16 protein-coding genes are annotated in these 15,149 nt (G+C 73.1%); 10 read left to right on the top strand and 6 right to left on the bottom strand.

Features of this window, described 5'->3' with window-relative positions; genetic code table 11:
• Positions 1 to 70: 70 nt before the first annotated feature.
• Positions 71 to 1,597 carry a PucR family transcriptional regulator gene (locus tag C2865_RS11395; RefSeq protein ID WP_106398314.1) on the bottom strand — a complete coding sequence of 509 codons (1,527 nt, stop codon included), beginning with the start codon at positions 1,595 to 1,597 and terminating at the stop codon, positions 71 to 73.
• A gap of 57 nt (positions 1,598 to 1,654) precedes the next feature.
• Here C2865_RS11395 and C2865_RS11390 point away from each other — a divergent pair, with 57 nt between their 5' ends.
• From C2865_RS11390 to C2865_RS11370, 5 genes are all read left to right on the top strand, one after another.
• The gene (locus C2865_RS11390) at positions 1,655 to 1,957 is read left to right on the top strand and encodes a hydroxyisourate hydrolase (RefSeq protein WP_106398698.1); all 303 of its coding nucleotides are present in this window, start codon (positions 1,655 to 1,657) and stop codon (positions 1,955 to 1,957) included.
• Between the two features lie 52 nt (positions 1,958 to 2,009).
• Complete coding sequence (locus C2865_RS11385; protein WP_106398313.1) at positions 2,010 to 3,401, top strand: NCS2 family permease; 1,392 nt, start codon at positions 2,010 to 2,012, stop codon at positions 3,399 to 3,401.
• Positions 3,402 to 3,547: 146 nt separating this feature from the next.
• Positions 3,548 to 4,675: a glycerate kinase gene (locus C2865_RS11380; protein ID WP_232835518.1), complete on the top strand. Its 1,128-nt coding sequence runs from the start codon at positions 3,548 to 3,550 to the stop codon at positions 4,673 to 4,675.
• Between the two features lie 166 nt (positions 4,676 to 4,841).
• A complete protein-coding gene (gene ald / locus C2865_RS11375; RefSeq protein ID WP_106398311.1) occupies positions 4,842 to 5,972 on the top strand; it encodes an alanine dehydrogenase in 1,131 nt (376 codons plus the stop codon).
• 10 nt (positions 5,973 to 5,982) lie between these two features.
• Positions 5,983 to 6,570: a histidine phosphatase family protein gene (locus C2865_RS11370; protein WP_106398697.1), complete on the top strand. Its 588-nt coding sequence runs from the start codon at positions 5,983 to 5,985 to the stop codon at positions 6,568 to 6,570.
• Positions 6,571 to 6,581: 11 nt separating this feature from the next.
• Here C2865_RS11370 and C2865_RS11365 read toward each other — a convergent pair whose 3' ends face one another.
• Positions 6,582 to 6,782, bottom strand: a complete 201-nt coding sequence (locus tag C2865_RS11365) for a heavy-metal-associated domain-containing protein (RefSeq protein ID WP_106398310.1) — start codon at positions 6,780 to 6,782, stop codon at positions 6,582 to 6,584.
• Between the two features lie 112 nt (positions 6,783 to 6,894).
• On the opposite strand from C2865_RS11365, the gene C2865_RS11360 reads away from it, so the two are divergent.
• Positions 6,895 to 7,179 (top strand): metal-sensitive transcriptional regulator, encoded by a 285-nt coding sequence (locus C2865_RS11360; RefSeq protein ID WP_106398309.1) that lies wholly within the window; start codon positions 6,895 to 6,897, stop codon positions 7,177 to 7,179.
• Here C2865_RS11360 and C2865_RS11355 read toward each other — a convergent pair.
• Positions 7,163 to 8,005 carry an oxygenase MpaB family protein gene (locus C2865_RS11355; protein ID WP_106398308.1) on the bottom strand — a complete coding sequence of 281 codons (843 nt, stop codon included), beginning with the start codon at positions 8,003 to 8,005 and terminating at the stop codon, positions 7,163 to 7,165. The two genes, C2865_RS11360 and C2865_RS11355, sit on opposite strands and share 17 nt — an antisense overlap.
• A 69-nt stretch (positions 8,006 to 8,074) precedes the next feature.
• On the bottom strand, positions 8,075 to 8,434 hold the full coding sequence (gene cutA / locus C2865_RS11350; RefSeq protein ID WP_106398307.1) for a divalent-cation tolerance protein CutA: 360 nt from the start codon (positions 8,432 to 8,434) through the stop codon (positions 8,075 to 8,077).
• A 138-nt stretch (positions 8,435 to 8,572) separates the two neighbouring features.
• Here cutA and C2865_RS11345 point away from each other — a divergent pair, with 138 nt between their 5' ends.
• The 4 genes from C2865_RS11345 to C2865_RS11330 are packed head-to-tail and all read left to right on the top strand — an operon-like array spanning position 8,573 to position 12,664.
• A complete protein-coding gene (locus C2865_RS11345; protein ID WP_106398306.1) occupies positions 8,573 to 9,367 on the top strand; it encodes an NUDIX hydrolase in 795 nt (264 codons plus the stop codon).
• Positions 9,368 to 9,375: 8 nt separating this feature from the next.
• Positions 9,376 to 10,341 (top strand): serine/threonine-protein kinase, encoded by a 966-nt coding sequence (locus C2865_RS11340; protein ID WP_106398305.1) that lies wholly within the window; start codon positions 9,376 to 9,378, stop codon positions 10,339 to 10,341.
• Between the two features lie 26 nt (positions 10,342 to 10,367).
• The gene (locus C2865_RS11335) at positions 10,368 to 11,333 is read left to right on the top strand and encodes a hypothetical protein (protein ID WP_106398304.1); all 966 of its coding nucleotides are present in this window, start codon (positions 10,368 to 10,370) and stop codon (positions 11,331 to 11,333) included.
• Complete coding sequence (locus C2865_RS11330; RefSeq protein WP_198653171.1) at positions 11,330 to 12,664, top strand: adenylosuccinate synthetase; 1,335 nt, start codon at positions 11,330 to 11,332, stop codon at positions 12,662 to 12,664. The genes C2865_RS11335 and C2865_RS11330 overlap by 4 nt, the downstream gene beginning before the upstream one ends.
• Here the strand turns inward: C2865_RS11330 and xylB are convergent.
• Both xylB and xylA read right to left on the bottom strand, forming a co-directional pair.
• A complete protein-coding gene (gene xylB, locus C2865_RS11325) occupies positions 12,616 to 13,992 on the bottom strand; it encodes a xylulokinase (protein WP_106398303.1) in 1,377 nt (458 codons plus the stop codon). The genes C2865_RS11330 and xylB overlap by 49 nt on opposite strands.
• Positions 13,989 to 15,134, bottom strand: a complete 1,146-nt coding sequence (gene xylA / locus C2865_RS11320) for a xylose isomerase (RefSeq protein ID WP_106398302.1) — start codon at positions 15,132 to 15,134, stop codon at positions 13,989 to 13,991. Before xylA ends, xylB begins: the two co-directional genes overlap by 4 nt.
• Between the last annotated feature and the right edge of the window lie 15 nt (positions 15,135 to 15,149).

Below are 15,149 nucleotides of genomic sequence, written 5' to 3'. Positions count from 1 at the left end.
CGCCCACGCCGCTCCGCCCGCGGGAGCAGGGCCACGTGTGCATTGTTGTTGATTCTGGCCGAGAGAAGCATCACATCGCGCGCAGTGCTAGGAAAAAGTCCACTCTGTCCTCCAAAGTCGACAGGTCACGGCCGGTCAGCTCCTCGATCCGCCGGATGCGGTAGCGCAACGTGTTGACATGGAGGTGCAGCCGCCCGGCGCACCGGCTCCAGGAGCCGGAGTTGTCGAGGAACGCCGCCAGCGTCCGCACGAGGTCGGAGTGGTGCTCGGCGTCGTACTCCTGCAGCGGCCCCAGCAGCCGGTCCCGGAACGAGCGCCGCACCCCGTCCGGCACGGTCGCCAGCAGCAGCGCGTGGGAGTGGATCTCGTCGCTGGTCACCACGTGGGCCCGCCCGGCGCGGCGGGCCGCCGCCAGCCGCCGGGTGTGCCGGGCCTCCTCCACCGCGCCGCGCAGCAGCGCGGGGCCGGGCGCCGGGCCGCTGACGCCGACGGTCAGCCGCTCGCGCGCCAGCGCGGTCTCCAGCAGCGCCACCGCCGCGCGCAGCCGCTCGACCAGGCCGGGGTCCTCGTCGGTGACGACGGTCACCGCCTCGTCCGCCAGCGCGGTCACCGCCGCGGCCTCGGGCATCAGCTCGCGCAGCACCGCCACGGCATCGCCCGGTTCGGCGTCGCCCGGCTCGCCGAACGCGCAGGCCACCGCGACGAACCGGCGCTCGGGGTCCAGGCCGCAGGCGCGCATCCGGGCCGCGACCTCGCTCGGCTCGGCCACGGCCGGGTCCAGCAGCGCGTTCAGCAGCCGCCGCTCCACCCGGTGCCCCTCGGCCAGGCGCGCCCGCTCCAGCGCGGTGAGCGCGGCCAGCTCGTAGGCCGACTCGCGGCTCTCCTCCGGCACGTCGACCAGCGCGCCCTCGCAGACCAGGAACCACCCGGCCACCCGGTGCGCGGCCCGGCTGTTGACCGGCAGCAGCGTGAAGGAGGCGCCGCCGGGCAGCTCCACCACGTGCGGCAGCCGGTCGGCCGACAGGTACTCGGCGGCCAGCCGCGCGGCGTCGGGCAGCTCGCGCCCGGGTCCCACGACCACCCGCCCGGTCGGCGAGACCACCCAGCACGCCCGGCCCAGCTCGGCCCGGGTGAGCTCGAAGATCCGGGCCAGCCCGGTGCCCTCGGCCACCGAGGAGATCAGCCTGCGGTGCCGGCCCAGCACGGTGGCCAGCCCCGCCGCCCGCTCGGCGGTGAGCCGGCGGGTGACCACCTCGCTGATGGTGCCGAACGACGCCTCCCGCGGCACCTCGACCAGCGGGAGGCCGGCGCGCTCGCACGCCTCCCTGACCCGTTCGGGCACCTCGTCCTGCACCGAGAGCCCCACGCCCAGCGCGGTGGCCCCGGCGTCGACCAGCTCGTCGACCAGCGCCTCGGGGCGCTCGCGCAGCTGCGGCCCGATCAGCCCGGTGAGCACCAGCTCGTTGCCCGACAGGTAGCGGCCGGTCTCCGCCAGCTCGGTCAGGTAGACCCACCGGATGGGCCGGTCCAGCGCGTGCTCGCCGGACAGCAGCCGCAGCCCCAGCTCGCCCATGCCCAGAAGATCCCGGAGTTTCACCCTCCCAGGCTAGTGGCGGAGGTTTGGAGGATCATCCGAATCCGGCAGGATGGGGACATGAGTCTCACCCTGCGCGTCGTCGATTCCGTGCGCGGCCGCCCGGCCGCCGAACTGCCCGTCCGCCTCGACCGCTACGACGGGAACACCTGGCAGGCGGTGGACGAGGGGGTGACCGGCGGCGCGGGGGAGCTCGCGTTCGCGGTGGCCGAGGCCGGGCTCTACCGGGCGCGCGCGGCCATCGGTCAGTACTTCACTACGAAATTTCCGGAAATTCAGATCATCTTTGAGTTCACCCCCGGTGACCGCGTCGAACTCCAGGTCACCCCCGCCGGGTACTCGGCCTGCCTGGTCACGCCATAATCTCCGTGGACCGATTACGGAAATCGGTCAACGGACTTATGAAAGGACCGTAATGGCGGGGAACTCGGTGCTGGAGCGGCGTTTCGCCCTGGCGGAACGGCGGACCACCGTGGGCCGCGAATTCCGCGGCGGCATCACCACCTTCGTGGCGATGGCCTACATCCTGCTGTTGAATCCGATCATTCTCGGCGGGTCGGCCGACGTCACCGGGGCCCAGCTGTCCATCCCGCAGCTCACCGCGATGACCGCGCTGTCGGCGGCGATCGCCACCGTCCTCATGGGCCTGGTCGGCAACGTCCCCATGGCGGTCGCCTCGGGCCTGGGCATCAACGCCGTGGTGGCCTACCAGGCCGCGCCCCAGATGACCTGGGCGCAGGCGATGGGCCTGGTGGTGCTGGAGGGCGTGATCATCGTGCTGCTCGCCGTCACCGGCGTACGGCAGATGATCATGGATTCCATCCCGCTGGCGCTCAAGTACGCCATCACCGCGGGCATCGGCGCCTTCATCGCCCTCATCGGCCTGGTCGACGCCGGGTTCGTCAGCTCCGGCGAGGGCACCGTGCTCACCCTCGGGCAGGGCGGGCTGCTGCGCGGCTGGCCCATCGTGGTCTTCGTCGTGACCCTGCTGCTGATGTTCGTGCTGCACGCGCGCCGGGTCCCCGGCGCCATCCTCATCAGCATCGTGGCGGGCGCCGTCCTGGCCGTGGTGATCAACTCCGTGGCCGACATCCCCGACGCGCAGTGGGGCCTGGTGGTGCCGCACCTGCCCGACCAGCTGCTGGCCGTGCCCGACCTGTCGCTGTTCGGGCAGGTCGACATCTTCGGCGGCTTCGCCCAGGCGGGCGTCGTGACCGCGCTGGTCGTCCTGTTCACCCTGGTGCTTTCGGGCTTCTTCGACGCCATGGGCACCATCGTGGGCCTCAGCGAGGAGGCCGGCACCGCCGACGAGAAGGGCCAGGTGCCGGGCCTGGGCCGCATCCTCACCGTCGACGGCGTCTCCGCCGCGCTGGGCGGGCTCACCAGCTCCTCGGCCAACACCGTCTTCGTCGAGTCCGCCGCCGGCATCGGCGAGGGCGCCCGCACCGGCCTGGCCAACCTGGTCACCGGCGGCCTGTTCGCGCTCACGCTGTTCTTCACCCCGCTGGCCTCGGTGGTCCCCGCCCAGGCCGCGGCGCCCGCGCTGGTGATCGTCGGCGCGATGATGATGGCCCAGGTGGCGAAGATCGACTGGTCCGACCCCGAGATGCTCGTCCCCGCCTTCGTCACCATCGTGATGATGCCCTTCACCTACTCGATCACCACCGGCATCGGCGCCGGCGTCATCGCCTACACCGTGGTGCGCACCGCGCTGGGCCGCCGCGCCGGCTGGCTGCTGTGGGTCATCACCGCGGTCTTCGCCGTCTTCTTCGCGCTCGACCCCCTGCAGCGGCTGCTCGGCCTCTGAACCGGGTGGGAACGGCTGCCCGGGGCCTCGGCAAGTGGCCCCGGGTAGCCGTTTACATATCGGCTGGGCCACTCTCACCTGCGGGCGCGCCCGGGTGGGTTTGAATGGGTGCCATCCCCTGCGAATCACGGCCAGAAAGGCATGTGGTGGCCTCACCCACCGGGCACGTCCTCATCTCCCCGGACAAGTTCAAAGGCTCGCTCAGCGCCTCCGAGGCGGCCGCCAGCCTGGCGGCCGGGCTGGCCCGGCACCGGCCGGGCGTCCCGCTGGTGACGCTGCCCGTCGCGGACGGCGGCGACGGCACGGTCGAGGCCGCCGTCGCCGCCGGGTTCGAACGCCGCACGGCCCGGGTCGCGGGCCCGACGGGAGAGCCGGTCGAGGCCTGCTACGCCGTCCGCGGCGACACCGCCGTGGTGGAGCTGGCCGAGGCCTCCGGGCTGCACCTGCTGCCGGGCGGGCGGCTCCAGCCGCTGACCGCCTCCAGCCTCGGCGCGGGCCTGCTCCTGCTGGCCGCCGCCCGGGGCGGGGCCCGCCGGATCGTGCTGGGCCTGGGCGGCAGCGCCTGCACCGACGGCGGCGCCGGGCTCGTCCAGGCGCTGGGCGCCCGGCTGCTGGACGCGGGCGGCAACCGGCTGCCGCCCGGCGGGGCGGCGCTGCGCCGGCTGCACACGCTGGACCTGCGCGGGTTCAACGACCTGGGCAACGTGGAGATCGTCGTCGCCTCCGACGTCGACAACCCGCTGCTGGGCCGGGAGGGCGCCGCCGCCGTCTACGGGCCGCAGAAGGGCGCCGACCGGGAGGGCGTGAAGACGCTGGAGGCCGGGCTGCGCCGCTGGGCCGACCTGGTCGAGGCCGCCTCGCGCCGGCCCGCCAGGGACCGCCCCGGCGCGGGCGCGGCCGGCGGTGTCGGCTTCGCCGCACTGGCCCTCCTCGGCGCCCGTGTCGAACCGGGCATCGCCTACCTGCTGGACCTGCTCGGCTTCACCGGGCGGCTGGCCGGAGCCCGGCTGGTGATCACCGGGGAGGGCTCGTTGGACGCCCAGACCCTGCGCGGCAAGGCCCCGGTGGGCGTGGCCCGCGCCGCCGCCCGGGCGGGCGTCCCGGTGGTGGCCGTCTGCGGCCGCAGGTCGCTCACCGGCGAGCAGCTGCGCCGGGCCAGGATCAGCGCCGCCTACCCGCTCACCGATCTGGAGCCCGACGTGGAACGCTGCATCAGCGCCGCGGGCCCGCTGCTGGAGCGGCTCACCTTCGCCATCGCCGAGGAGTGGTTGTGAGCGGGAACGGGAACCCTCACCCCAGGCGCGGCCGGCCGGCCGGCTCCGGTTGACACGGTGTCGCCGAAGCCGCGCGGAGCCGTACACGGTGCGGCCGGCGGCGGCACGGGCCGTGCCGGGCCCCGAGGGGACGGGGCGGCGTCCGGTGCTCCCGGGAGGCGATGCGGTGAAGATCGGCATTCCACGCGAGGTCAAGGCCGACGAGGGCCGGGTGGCCCTTCCCCCCGCCGGGGTGCACGAGCTCTCCCGGGCGGGCCACGAGGTGTTCGTCGAGCGCGGCGCGGGCGCGGGCTCGTCCCTGCCCGACGACGAGTACGCGCGGGCGGGCGCGAAGCTGCTGGACTCCGCCGACGAGGTCTGGGCCGAGGGCGAGCTGGTCCTCAAGGTCAAGGAGCCGGTGGCCGCGGAGTACCACCGGATGCGCCGGGGCCAGGTGCTCTTCACCTGCCTGCACCTGGCCGCCTCCCGCGTGTGCACCGGCGCGCTGCTGGAGGCCGGTGTCACCGCGATCGCCTATGAGACGGTGCAGACGCCCGGCGGGGCGCTGCCGCTGCTGGCACCGATGTCGGAGGTGGCGGGGCGGCTGGCCGCGCAGGCCGGAGCGCACCACCTGCTGAGCTTCAACGGGGGGCGCGGGGTGCTGCTCGGCGGCGTCCCCGGGGTGCCCCCGGCCGAGGTGCTGGTGCTGGGCGGCGGGGTCGCCGGCCTGAACGCGGCGCGGATCGCCGCCGGGATGGGCGCCCTGGTGACCGTCGTGGACGTGGACGTCGAGCGGCTCCGCCTGATCGAGTCCCGGTACGGGGCTCGGATCCGGACCCTGGCCTCCAGCGCCTACGCGGTGGAGCGGCAGGCCGTCCGTTCGGACCTGGTGATCGGCGCGGTGCTCGTCCCCGGCGCCAAGGCGCCGACCGTGGTCTCCCACGAGCTGGTCGGCCGGATGCCGCCGGGTTCGGTGCTGGTGGACGTCTCCATCGACCAGGGCGGCTGCTTCGAGGACTCCCGCCCCACCACCCACACCGACCCGACGTACCGGGTGCACGAGTCGCTCTTCTACTGCGTCGCCAACATCCCGGGCTCGGTCCCCCGCACCTCGACGTACGCGCTGTCCAACGTCACGCTGCCCTACGCGCTGGCCCTGGCGGACAGGGGATGGGCGGAGGCGCTGCGCGCGGACCCGGCACTGGCGCGCGGCCTGAACACGCACGCCGGGCGGCTCGCCCACGCCGGGGTCGCCCGCGCGCACGGGCTGCCCTTCACCCCGGTCGCGGATCTTCTGGACGGGCCCGCCGTCCCGTAACGTGTCCCCCATGGGGGAACTGCTGATCCTGCGCCACGGGGAGACCGAGTGGAGCCGGGTGCGCAAGCACACCGGCCGGACCGACCTCCCGCTCACGCCGCGCGGGGAGGAGGAGGCCGCGGCCCTGGCCGCCCGGGTGGCCGCGCGCCACGTCGTCCGCGCCTTCTGCTCCCCCGCGCTGCGCGCCCGCGCCACCGCCCGGCTGGTCGGCCTCGGTGACGCCGAGCCGCTGGAGGACCTGTGGGAGTGGGACTACGGCGGGTACGAGGGCCGCACCACCGCCGAGATCCGCGAGGAGACGCCCGGCTGGTCGGTCTGGACGCACGAGATCGTCCCCGGCAGGACGCCGGGCGAGAGCGTCCAGGCGGTGGGCGGGCGCTGCGACCGGGTGATCGCCGCGGCCCGCCCCCACCTGGAGCACGGCGACGTGGCGCTGGTGGCCCACGGGCACGTGCTGCGCGTCCTGGCGGCCCGCTGGCTGGGGCTGCCCGCCGACCACGGCAGGCTGTTCGCCCTGCGGACGGGCACCACCTGCACGCTGGGCTTCGAGCACGGCCGCGAGGTCTTCACCTCCTGGAACGTCCCGCCCGGCGCGTAGCGCCGCGCGGTTCAGACGACCTGGTAGCCGGCCTCCTCGACGGCCTTGCGGATCTCGTCGTCGGTGAAGCCCTCGCCGCTGACGACGACCCTGCCGCTCTGGAGGTCCACGTCCACGCCGGTGACGCCGGAGAGTTCGCCGATCTCCTCGGTGACGGAGGCCTTGCAGTGGCCGCAGGTCATACCCTGGACGGTGTAAGTGCGCTCGGACACGGTACTCCTCCTGATAGGGATACCCCGTAGGGGTATGTCGACAGGAACAGATCATACCCCCTGGGGGTTGGTACTCTGGTCACCACCCCGCCCGGCGATTGTGAGGCCCGCCATGACCACCCGCGGCTACACCGCGACCAAGGACCAACTGCAGACACGGCTGCGCCGGATCGAGGGCCAGGTGCGCGGCATCGAGCGCATGGTCGAGGAGGACCGCTACTGCATCGACGTGCTCACCCAGATCAGCGCGATCCAGGCCGCCCTGGACAAGGTCGCCCTCGGCCTGCTGGACGGCCACGTCCGGCACTGCGTCACCAAGAGCGCGCAGGAGGGCAAGAGCGCGGAGATGTCCGAGGAGCTGATGGCCGCCGTCGGCAGGCTCATGCGGCGCGGCTGAGCGCCTCGGTCTGCTCGCGGGCGCGCCGGGCCTCCGGCGGGTAGCGCAGCGAGGCCGGCACCAGCCGGGTCGTGCGGTGCAGCGCCCTGAGCACCGTGGTCGCGGCCAGGTCGGACGTCGGCAGGCCCGGCAGCCCGTACATCCGCCGCGCCCAGCGCGGCAGCGTCGTGACCACCAGCGCGGCCAGCGGCGGCGCGATCGGTTTCAGCGCCGCCGCGTAGGGCATGGGCACCGGCGGGTTCAGCAGGCGCCGCAGGCCCTCCTTCGCCTCGTGGCAGGCGTACAGGTGCGGCCGCATCGCCCGGTAGTAGTCGGCCATCTCCTCGACCGAGCCCGGCACGTCCGCCGGGTCGAGCCCGACGACCTCGGCGGAGCGGCGCTGCTCGTCCACGAAGCGGTCGCAGTCGGCCGGGGTCAGCCCGACGCCGGCGCGGCGCGCGACGTCCAGGTAGGAGTCGACCTCGCCCAGGTGCACCCACAGCAGGTTCTCGGGGTCGTCCACCGGGAAGACCTCGCCCGTCCGCTGGTCGATCCCGCTCAGTCTGGAATGCAGCCTGCGCACCCGGCGGCCGACGCGTTCGACCTCCTGCGAGCTCCCCCAGGTGCGCACGCTCACGAACTCGATCGTGCGCCCCAGCCTCGCCCAGGCGGCCTCGGAGTCCATCAGCGCGGAGTTCTGCGCCGTCCCCCACATCGAGTGCGGATGCAGCGCCTGCAGCAGCAGCGCCCGGAACCCGCCGATCATGAGCACGGGCTCGCCCATGATCCGCCAGGTCACCGTTCCGGGCCCGAACAGCCCGTGATCCCGCGCGGCGTCATGGTCCATGGCGACTCCTCGGTCAGCGGCGCCCCCTGGTCCGATATGTCGCCGCGCCGCGGCGACACCAAACGGGTGTTAGTCCAAAATCTCCAGTTCGTCCTCTTCGATCGCCGGTTCGGCGGTCTGCTCGCTCACCCAGCCGAGGTAGTCGGCACTGCCGGCCACCACCGGAGTCGCGATGATCTCCGGAGTCTCGTAGGAGTGCTGCTCGTTGATCAGACCGGCCAGCTCCTCGAAGCGGTCGGCCGTCGTCTTGAACAGCACCATCCACTCCTCGGCGGTCTCGATCTCGTCCTCCCACCAGTAGGTGCTGGAGATCGGCCCGAGCACCTGCGCGCACGCCGCCAGCCTCTCGGACACCGCCACGGCGGCCAGCTCGGCCGCCTCGGCCCGCTCGTCGGTCGTGGTGGTCACCTGCACGTAAGCCTGCGCCATCAAGGGCTCCTTCCCCGCCACAGATGATCGTAGCCGCTGGACATCCTCCTCGGCCCGGGTTATGTTGTTCTCATATCGAGTATTACTCAGTTTGAGAACGTCCAGTCGGTGAACGGACGGGGAAGAGCAGGTGGCCGGATGACCGAAGAGGAGTTCCTCGCGGAGTACGATCCGCGCGGCTACGACCCGATCGCGGTGACGGTGGACGTCGTGGCCCTCACCATCCGCGACGGCGTGCTGCACGTCCTGCTGATCCGGCGGGCCGCGCCGCCCTTCACCGGGCAGTGGGCGCTGCCCGGCGGGTTCGTGCGCGCCGTCGAGGGCGAGGAGGACCTCCAGGAGGCCGCCGCCCGGGAGCTCGCCGAAGAGACCGGGCTCACCGTCCGGGCGCTGGGCCGCGTCCACCTCGAGCAGCTCGGCACCTACGGAAGGCCGGGGCGCGACCCCCGCATGCGCGTGATCTCGGTGGCGTACCTGGCGTTCGGACCCGAAATGCCCGACCCGCACGCCGGCAGCGACGCGGCCGACGCCTCCTGGGTGCCGGTGGAGTCCCTCCGGCTGACCGCGGCCGCCTCCCAGGCTCCCGGGACCACCCGGAAACTCGCCTTCGACCACTCCCGGATCCTCGCCGACGGGCTGGAGCGGGCCCGCGCCAAGCTCGAATACACCCCGCTGGCCACCGCCTTCCTCGGAGAGGCCTTCACCATCCCGGAGCTGCGCGCGGTCTACGAGTCGGTCTGGGGCGAGCCGCTGCACGCCGGCAACTTCCACCGCAAGGTGCTGTCGGTCCCCGGTTTCGTCGAGGGCACCGGCGACACCACCCCGACCGGCGGGCGGCGCGGCGGCCCTCGCGCCCGGCTCTACCGCGCCGGCGACGCCCGCCTGCTGCACCCTGCGCTGCTGCGGCCCAGCAGCGAGGACGACCTGCGATAGGAGCTCGGATGAACAGGGACGCCGTGCTGGCGCTGCTCGACCGTCCCGCCACGGAGATCTTCGGCCCGGACCCGGCCGAGGCCGTGCGGGTCTACCACCGGATGGCCCGCCTCCTGCACCCGGACACCGGGATGGACGGCGCGGCCTTCACCCGGCTGACCGCCAAGTGGCGCGCGTACGGCCGCGGGGAGAGCACGACCATCACCACCAAGAAGCACGTCTACGAGGTGGGGCCGAAGCTGGCCAGAGGCGATCTGGCCGACCTGTTCGAGGTCACCCTCGACGGCGGCCCCGCCGTCCTCAAGCTCCCCCGGAACGCGGCCGACAACGACCTGCTCGAACGCGAGGCCGTCGCGTTGCGGCAGCTGCGCGCGAACGGAGATCCCCGGTTCCTGCCGTACGTACCGGAACTCGTGGAAAGCCTGCGCTACGAAGGTCGCAGCGGCCACATCCTCGTCCGGCTGGAGGGCTTCCACACGCTCGCCGAAGTGCACGATGCCCGGCCGGACGGAGTGGATCCGCGGGACGCCGCCTGGATGTGGCGCAGGCTGCTCGTCGCACTCGGCTTCGCCCACCGGGCGGGCGTCCTGCACGGCGCGGTACTGCCCGAACACGTGATGATCCACCCGGAGCAGCACGGCCTCGTACTGGTCGACTGGTGCTACTCGGTGCCCGCCACCGTCGATTCCGGCGGACGGGTGCCGGCGCTGGTGAGCGGCAGGGCGTCCTGGTATCCGCCGGAGGTGCCGGGACGCGAACCCGCCTCCCCCGCCACCGACCTGTTCCTGGCCACCCGCTGCATGACCTACCTGATGGGCCCGAAGATCCCGGACCCGCTGCGGAACTTCGCGCGCGGCTGCACTCTCTCCGCGCAGAAGAAGCGCCCCTCGAACGCCTGGCGTCTCCTCACGGAGCTGGACGAGCTCCTGGAGCGCCTGTACGGGCCACGCACCTTCCGCCCTTTCAAGCTCTGAACCCCTCGCGACACAAGGAGAACCCCATGGGAAGCGGCACCTGGTCCACCGACGTCTACGCCGCCGCGGCGAACTACCGCAGGGCCACCGGAGCGAGCGCCTTCGCCCACTCCGACAGCGGCGCCCGGCACGTCCACCCCGCCCTCGACCCGCACGGCGTGACCGTCCGGGAGAGCCGCGACAACGACGAGCACCCCGAGTCGCTGGCGATCGCGGTGCTGTTCGACGTCACCGGCTCGATGCGCAACGTCCCGCGCGCCCTGCAGACCAAGCTGCCCGAGCTGCTCGGCCTGATCCTGCGCAAGGGCTACGTCACCGACCCGCACATCCTGTTCGGCGCGATCGGCGACGCCACCTGCGACCGCGCCCCGCTGCAGGTCGGGCAGTTCGAGTCCGACAACCGCATGGACGACGACCTGGGCCGCATCCTGCTGGAGGGCGGTGGCGGCGGCCAGATGACCGAGTCCTACGAGCTGGCGATGTACTTCATGGCCCGGCACACCTCGATGGACTGCTGGGAGAAGCGCGGCAAGCGCGGATACCTCTTCCTCATGGGCGACGAGCTCGCCTACTCCAAGGTCAAGAAGGCCGAGGTGAAGAAGATCATCGGTGACGACCTGGAGCGGGACATCCCCATCGCCGACCTCGTGGCGGAGCTGAAGGAGCGCTTCGACGTCTACTACTTCATCCCCACCGGGACGTTCCACGCCGAGGACCCGAAGCTGCTGGAGTTCTGGCGCGGCCTCCTGGGCCAGAACGTCATCCGCCTGGACGACCTCGACGCCGTCTGCGAGACCATCGCCCTGACCATCGGCCTCGCCGAGGACGCGATCGATCTGGACGAGGGCCTGGAGCACCTGGAAGAGGTCGGTTCGAACGCCGGCGAGGTCGTCTCCCGCGCCCTGGCGCCGCTGCGGCGCGGCTCCCTGGCCAAGGCGAGCACCCCGCTGGACCTGTCGGACGACCTGCCGCGCGGCACCACCCGGCTGTGACAGGGCTCGAACGACCGCAGCGGAGCGAGGATCGGTCGAGCCCTCGCGGGGGTTCGGGGGACGTCCCCCGGCATTGCATCGTCGTCGATCTGGGCTTCGGCGACTCCGGCAAGGGCACCGTCGTGGACCGCCTGTGCGCTCAGGGGTCCGCCCGGACGGTCGTGCGGTTCAACGGCGGAGCCCAGGCCGCGCACAACGTGGTGACGACCGACGGCCGTCACCACACGTTCGCGCAGTTCGGGTCCGGCACGTTCACCCCGGGCGTCCGGACCCACCTGTCGCGCTTCATGCTGGTCGATCCCCTGGCCCTGGCCGCCGAGGCCGCGCACCTGCGTTCCCTCGGCGTGCCGGACGCCCTCGACCGGCTGACGGTGGACGCCTCTGCCCTGCTGACGACCCCGTACCACCGTGCCGTCAACCGCGCACGCGAGTTGGCACGCGGCGACGGCCGCCACGGCTCGTGCGGGATGGGCATCGGAGAGACCGCCTCCTACGCGCTCGAACACCCCGAGGCGCCCCGTGCGGGCGACTGCCACTCCCCCGCACGGCTGCGCAGGCTCCTGCGCCAGGTCCGCGACTGGGCGCTCTCCCTCTTTCCCACCCTGGACGTACCGCCGGTCGACGACTGCGCCGAAGCGTTCCTGGCCTTCGGCTCAGCCGTCCAGATCGTGCGCGAGGACTTCCTGCGGGGTCTCCTTCGGGACGCTCCCGCCGTCTTCGAAGGCGCCCAGGGCGTCCTGCTGGACGAGTGGCACGGCTTCCACCCGTACACGACCTGGTCCACCACCACGTTCGCCAACGCCGTGGAACTCCTGGAAGGCTCGGACGCGCTCCGCCTGGGCGTCGTCCGCAAGTACCTCACCCGGCACGGTCCCGGTCCTTTCGTCACCGAGGACTCCGGACTCGACCTCCCCGAACCGCACAACGCCCACGGCACGTGGCAGGGATCCTTCCGCGTCGGCCACTTCGACGCCGTCGCGATCCGCTACGCGCTGGAGGCGGCGGGCGGTGTGGACGGCCTGGCCGTCACCCACCTGGACGCCCCGCCGGTACGCATGTGCGGCTCCTACGACACCTTGGAGCGGATTCCCGTCCACGCGCGGGACCTGGACGCCCAGGAGCAGCTCACCCGACGCCTGACGGGAATGCGTCCCGTCTACGACGGGTGGGTGACCGGCCCGGCCGACATCGGCCGGGCGCTGCGCACACCGATCCTGCTGGAGTCCTACGGGTCGACTTCCGCCGACAAGAAGGGGCCGCTGACAACTGTCTTCGACCGGTCTCAGGCCTCGGTCTCTGCCCGCAGGAGCGGTGTGCTGACCTCCGAGTAGCGCTCCCGAACGTGGGGAGCGGGTTCGGCTTCGTACCGTTCCTCCTTCGCCGACGTCCACTCCGGGGGCTCGGGGGTGTCCGCGAGAAGCCAGGCGGCCTGGCGGGCGGCGCCCGTGGCGACGTACTCGCCCGGTTCGGGGACGAGGACGGGGCGGCCGAAGACGGACGGGGCGATGCGGCGGACCGCCTCGGAGCGGGCGCCGCCCCCGATGAGGAGGACGCGTTCCGGCTCGAGCCCGAGGGCGTCGACGGCGTCGGCCAGGTGGCACAGGAGGCCCTCGACGGCGGCGCGTGCCAGGTGGGCGGGCGTGGAGGTGGCCAGGCGCAGACCGTGCAGGGAACCGGTGGCCTCAGGGAGGTTGGGGGTGCGTTCTCCTTCCAGGTACGGCAGGAACACCAGCCCGTCGGAGCCCGGAGGGGCGCTCAGGGCGAGTTCGGAGAGCCGGTCCAGACCCACTCCGAGAAGTTCCGCGGCGGCGTCCAGGACGCGGGCGGCGTTGAGGGTGCAGACCAGGGGGAGGTAGCGGCCGGTGGCGTCGGCGAAGCCTGCGACCTTGCCCGAGGCGTCGGCGCTGGGCGCCTCCGCGACGGCGAAGGCCGTTCCGGACGTGCCGATCGAGACGACGACGTCGCCAGGGCGGCCGCCCACGCCGAGCATGGCGGCCATGTTGTCGCCGGTGCCGGGGGCGACGGGCAGCCCGTTCCACTCCCCCGCCCGTTCCCGCGGGCCGAGCACCCGCGGCAGCTCCGGGACCGCGCCGAAGGCGTCCCGCAGGATGTCGTGGCGGTACTCGCCGGTGACGGGCGACCAGTAGCCGGTGCCCGACGCGTCGCCCCGGTCGGTGGTCAGGCCGCCCGTGAGACGGCCCGTCAGCCAGTCGTGGGGCAGGCAGACCGCGGCGGTGCGGCGGGCGGCGTCCGGCTCGTGCTCGGCCAGCCAGCGCAGCTTGGAGACGGTGAAGGACGCGACGGGCACGCTGCCGACGGCCTCGGCCCACCAGCGGGGGCCCCGCTCGGCCACCAGGCCGGCGGCGGCCCCGGCCGAGCGGGTGTCGTTCCACAGCAGCGCGTCGCGGACGACCTCGCCGCGCTCGTCCAGGCAGACCATGCCGTGCTGCTGGGCGGCGATGGCCAGGGCGGCGACGTCCGCCAGCCCGCCCGCCGCCTCGGCGGCCCGCTCGAAGGCGTCCCGCCAGGCCGCGGGGGCGACCTCGGTGCCGGGCGGGTGCGGGGCGGCGCCCTCGCGGACGAGCGCGCCGGTCGCCGCGTCCCGCACCACCACCTTGCAGCTCTGGGTGGAGGAGTCCACCCCGGCGACGAGGGTCATCCCCGCACTCCCATGAGGTGCTCGAGGGCGAGCTGGTTGACCCGGGTGTAGGCGCTGTCGCGCAGGGCGGCGGCGTCCGGGTCGAACTCCTCGGCCAGCAGGTCGGCGATGCTCTCGTCCGCGGCGAGCGCCGGCAGGGCCAGTTCGGGCGCGCGGGAGGCGGCCAGCGCCTCGACGACCTCGGGGTCGGCGCGGAACGCGGCGGCCTTCTCCTTGAGGATCAGGTAGGTGCGCATGTTGGCGGCGGCGGACGGCCACACGTCCATGTCGGTGCGCAGCGGCTTGTAGTCGAAGTGGCGGGGGCCGTCGTAGCCGCCGGACTCCAGCAGGTCGACGAGGAAGAAGGCGTCCTTGAGGTCGCCGTGCCCGAAGATCAGGTCCTGGTCGTAGCGGGGCCCGTGCTGGCCGTTGAGGTCGATGTGGAAGAGCTTGCCCTGCCACAGCGCCTGGGCGATGCCGTGGGTGAAGTTCAGGCCCGCCATCTGCTCGTGGCCGACCTCGGGGTTGACGCCGACGAGCTCGGGGCGCTCCAGCTCGTTGATGAACGCCAGCGCGTGGCCGATGGTCGGCAGGAGGATGTCGCCGCGCGGCTCGTTCGGCTTGGGCTCCAGCGCGAACCGCAGGTCGTAGCCCTGCTCGACGACGTAGGAGGTCAGGAGGTCCAGGCCCTCCTTGTAGCGGTCGAGCGCGACCCGGACGTCCTTGGCGGCGACGGACTCGGCGCCCTCGCGGCCGCCCCAGCACACGTAGGTGGTCGCGCCCAGCTCCACGGCGAGGTCGATGTTGCGGATGACCTTGCGCAGCGCGTACCGGCGGATGTCGCGGTCGTTGCTGGTGAACGCGCCGTCCTTGAAGACGGGGTGGGTGAACAGGTTCGTGGTCGCCATCGGCACCTTGAGGCCGGTCTCGGCCAGGGCGCGCTTGAAGTTCTCGACCGCCTTGCCGCGGTCGGACTCGACGGCCAGCAGGTCGTCGTCGTGGAAGGTGACGCCGTAGGCGCCCAGCTCGGCGAGGCGGTGCAGGGCCTCGGCCGGGTCCAGCGGGGGCCGGGTCGCGTCGCCGAAGGGGTCGCGCGCCTGCCAGCCGACGGTCCACAGGCCGAAGGTGAAGCGGTCTTCGGGCTTGGGGGTGTAGGCGTTCATCTCTGGGGTCCCTCT

The sequence above is a fragment of the Actinocorallia populi genome, assembly GCF_002995495.1.
GTDB classification, from domain to species: domain Bacteria; phylum Actinomycetota; class Actinomycetes; order Streptosporangiales; family Streptosporangiaceae; genus Actinocorallia; species Actinocorallia populi.
Note: the sequence above shows the minus strand (reverse complement) of the source record. Positions and strands in the feature narration are given on the sequence as shown.

Bases quoted from the DNA above. Each gene is read 5' to 3' on its own strand.
- C2865_RS11390 (WP_106398698.1), top strand. From the start codon at position 1,655: ATGAGTCTCACCCTGCGCGTCGTCGATTCCGTGCGCGGCCGCCCGGCC.
- C2865_RS11385 (WP_106398313.1), top strand. From the start codon at position 2,010: ATGGCGGGGAACTCGGTGCTGGAGCGGCGTTTCGCCCTGGCGGAACGG.
- C2865_RS11370 (WP_106398697.1), top strand. From the start codon at position 5,983: ATGGGGGAACTGCTGATCCTGCGCCACGGGGAGACCGAGTGGAGCCGG.
- C2865_RS11360 (WP_106398309.1), top strand. From the start codon at position 6,895: ATGACCACCCGCGGCTACACCGCGACCAAGGACCAACTGCAGACACGG.
- C2865_RS11355 (WP_106398308.1), bottom strand. From the start codon at position 8,005: ATGGACCATGACGCCGCGCGGGATCACGGGCTGTTCGGGCCCGGAACG.
- cutA (WP_106398307.1), bottom strand. From the start codon at position 8,434: ATGGCGCAGGCTTACGTGCAGGTGACCACCACGACCGACGAGCGGGCC.
- C2865_RS11345 (WP_106398306.1), top strand. From the start codon at position 8,573: ATGACCGAAGAGGAGTTCCTCGCGGAGTACGATCCGCGCGGCTACGAC.
- C2865_RS11340 (WP_106398305.1), top strand. From the start codon at position 9,376: ATGAACAGGGACGCCGTGCTGGCGCTGCTCGACCGTCCCGCCACGGAG.
- C2865_RS11335 (WP_106398304.1), top strand. From the start codon at position 10,368: ATGGGAAGCGGCACCTGGTCCACCGACGTCTACGCCGCCGCGGCGAAC.
- xylB (WP_106398303.1), bottom strand. From the start codon at position 13,992: ATGACCCTCGTCGCCGGGGTGGACTCCTCCACCCAGAGCTGCAAGGTG.
- xylA (WP_106398302.1), bottom strand. From the start codon at position 15,134: ATGAACGCCTACACCCCCAAGCCCGAAGACCGCTTCACCTTCGGCCTG.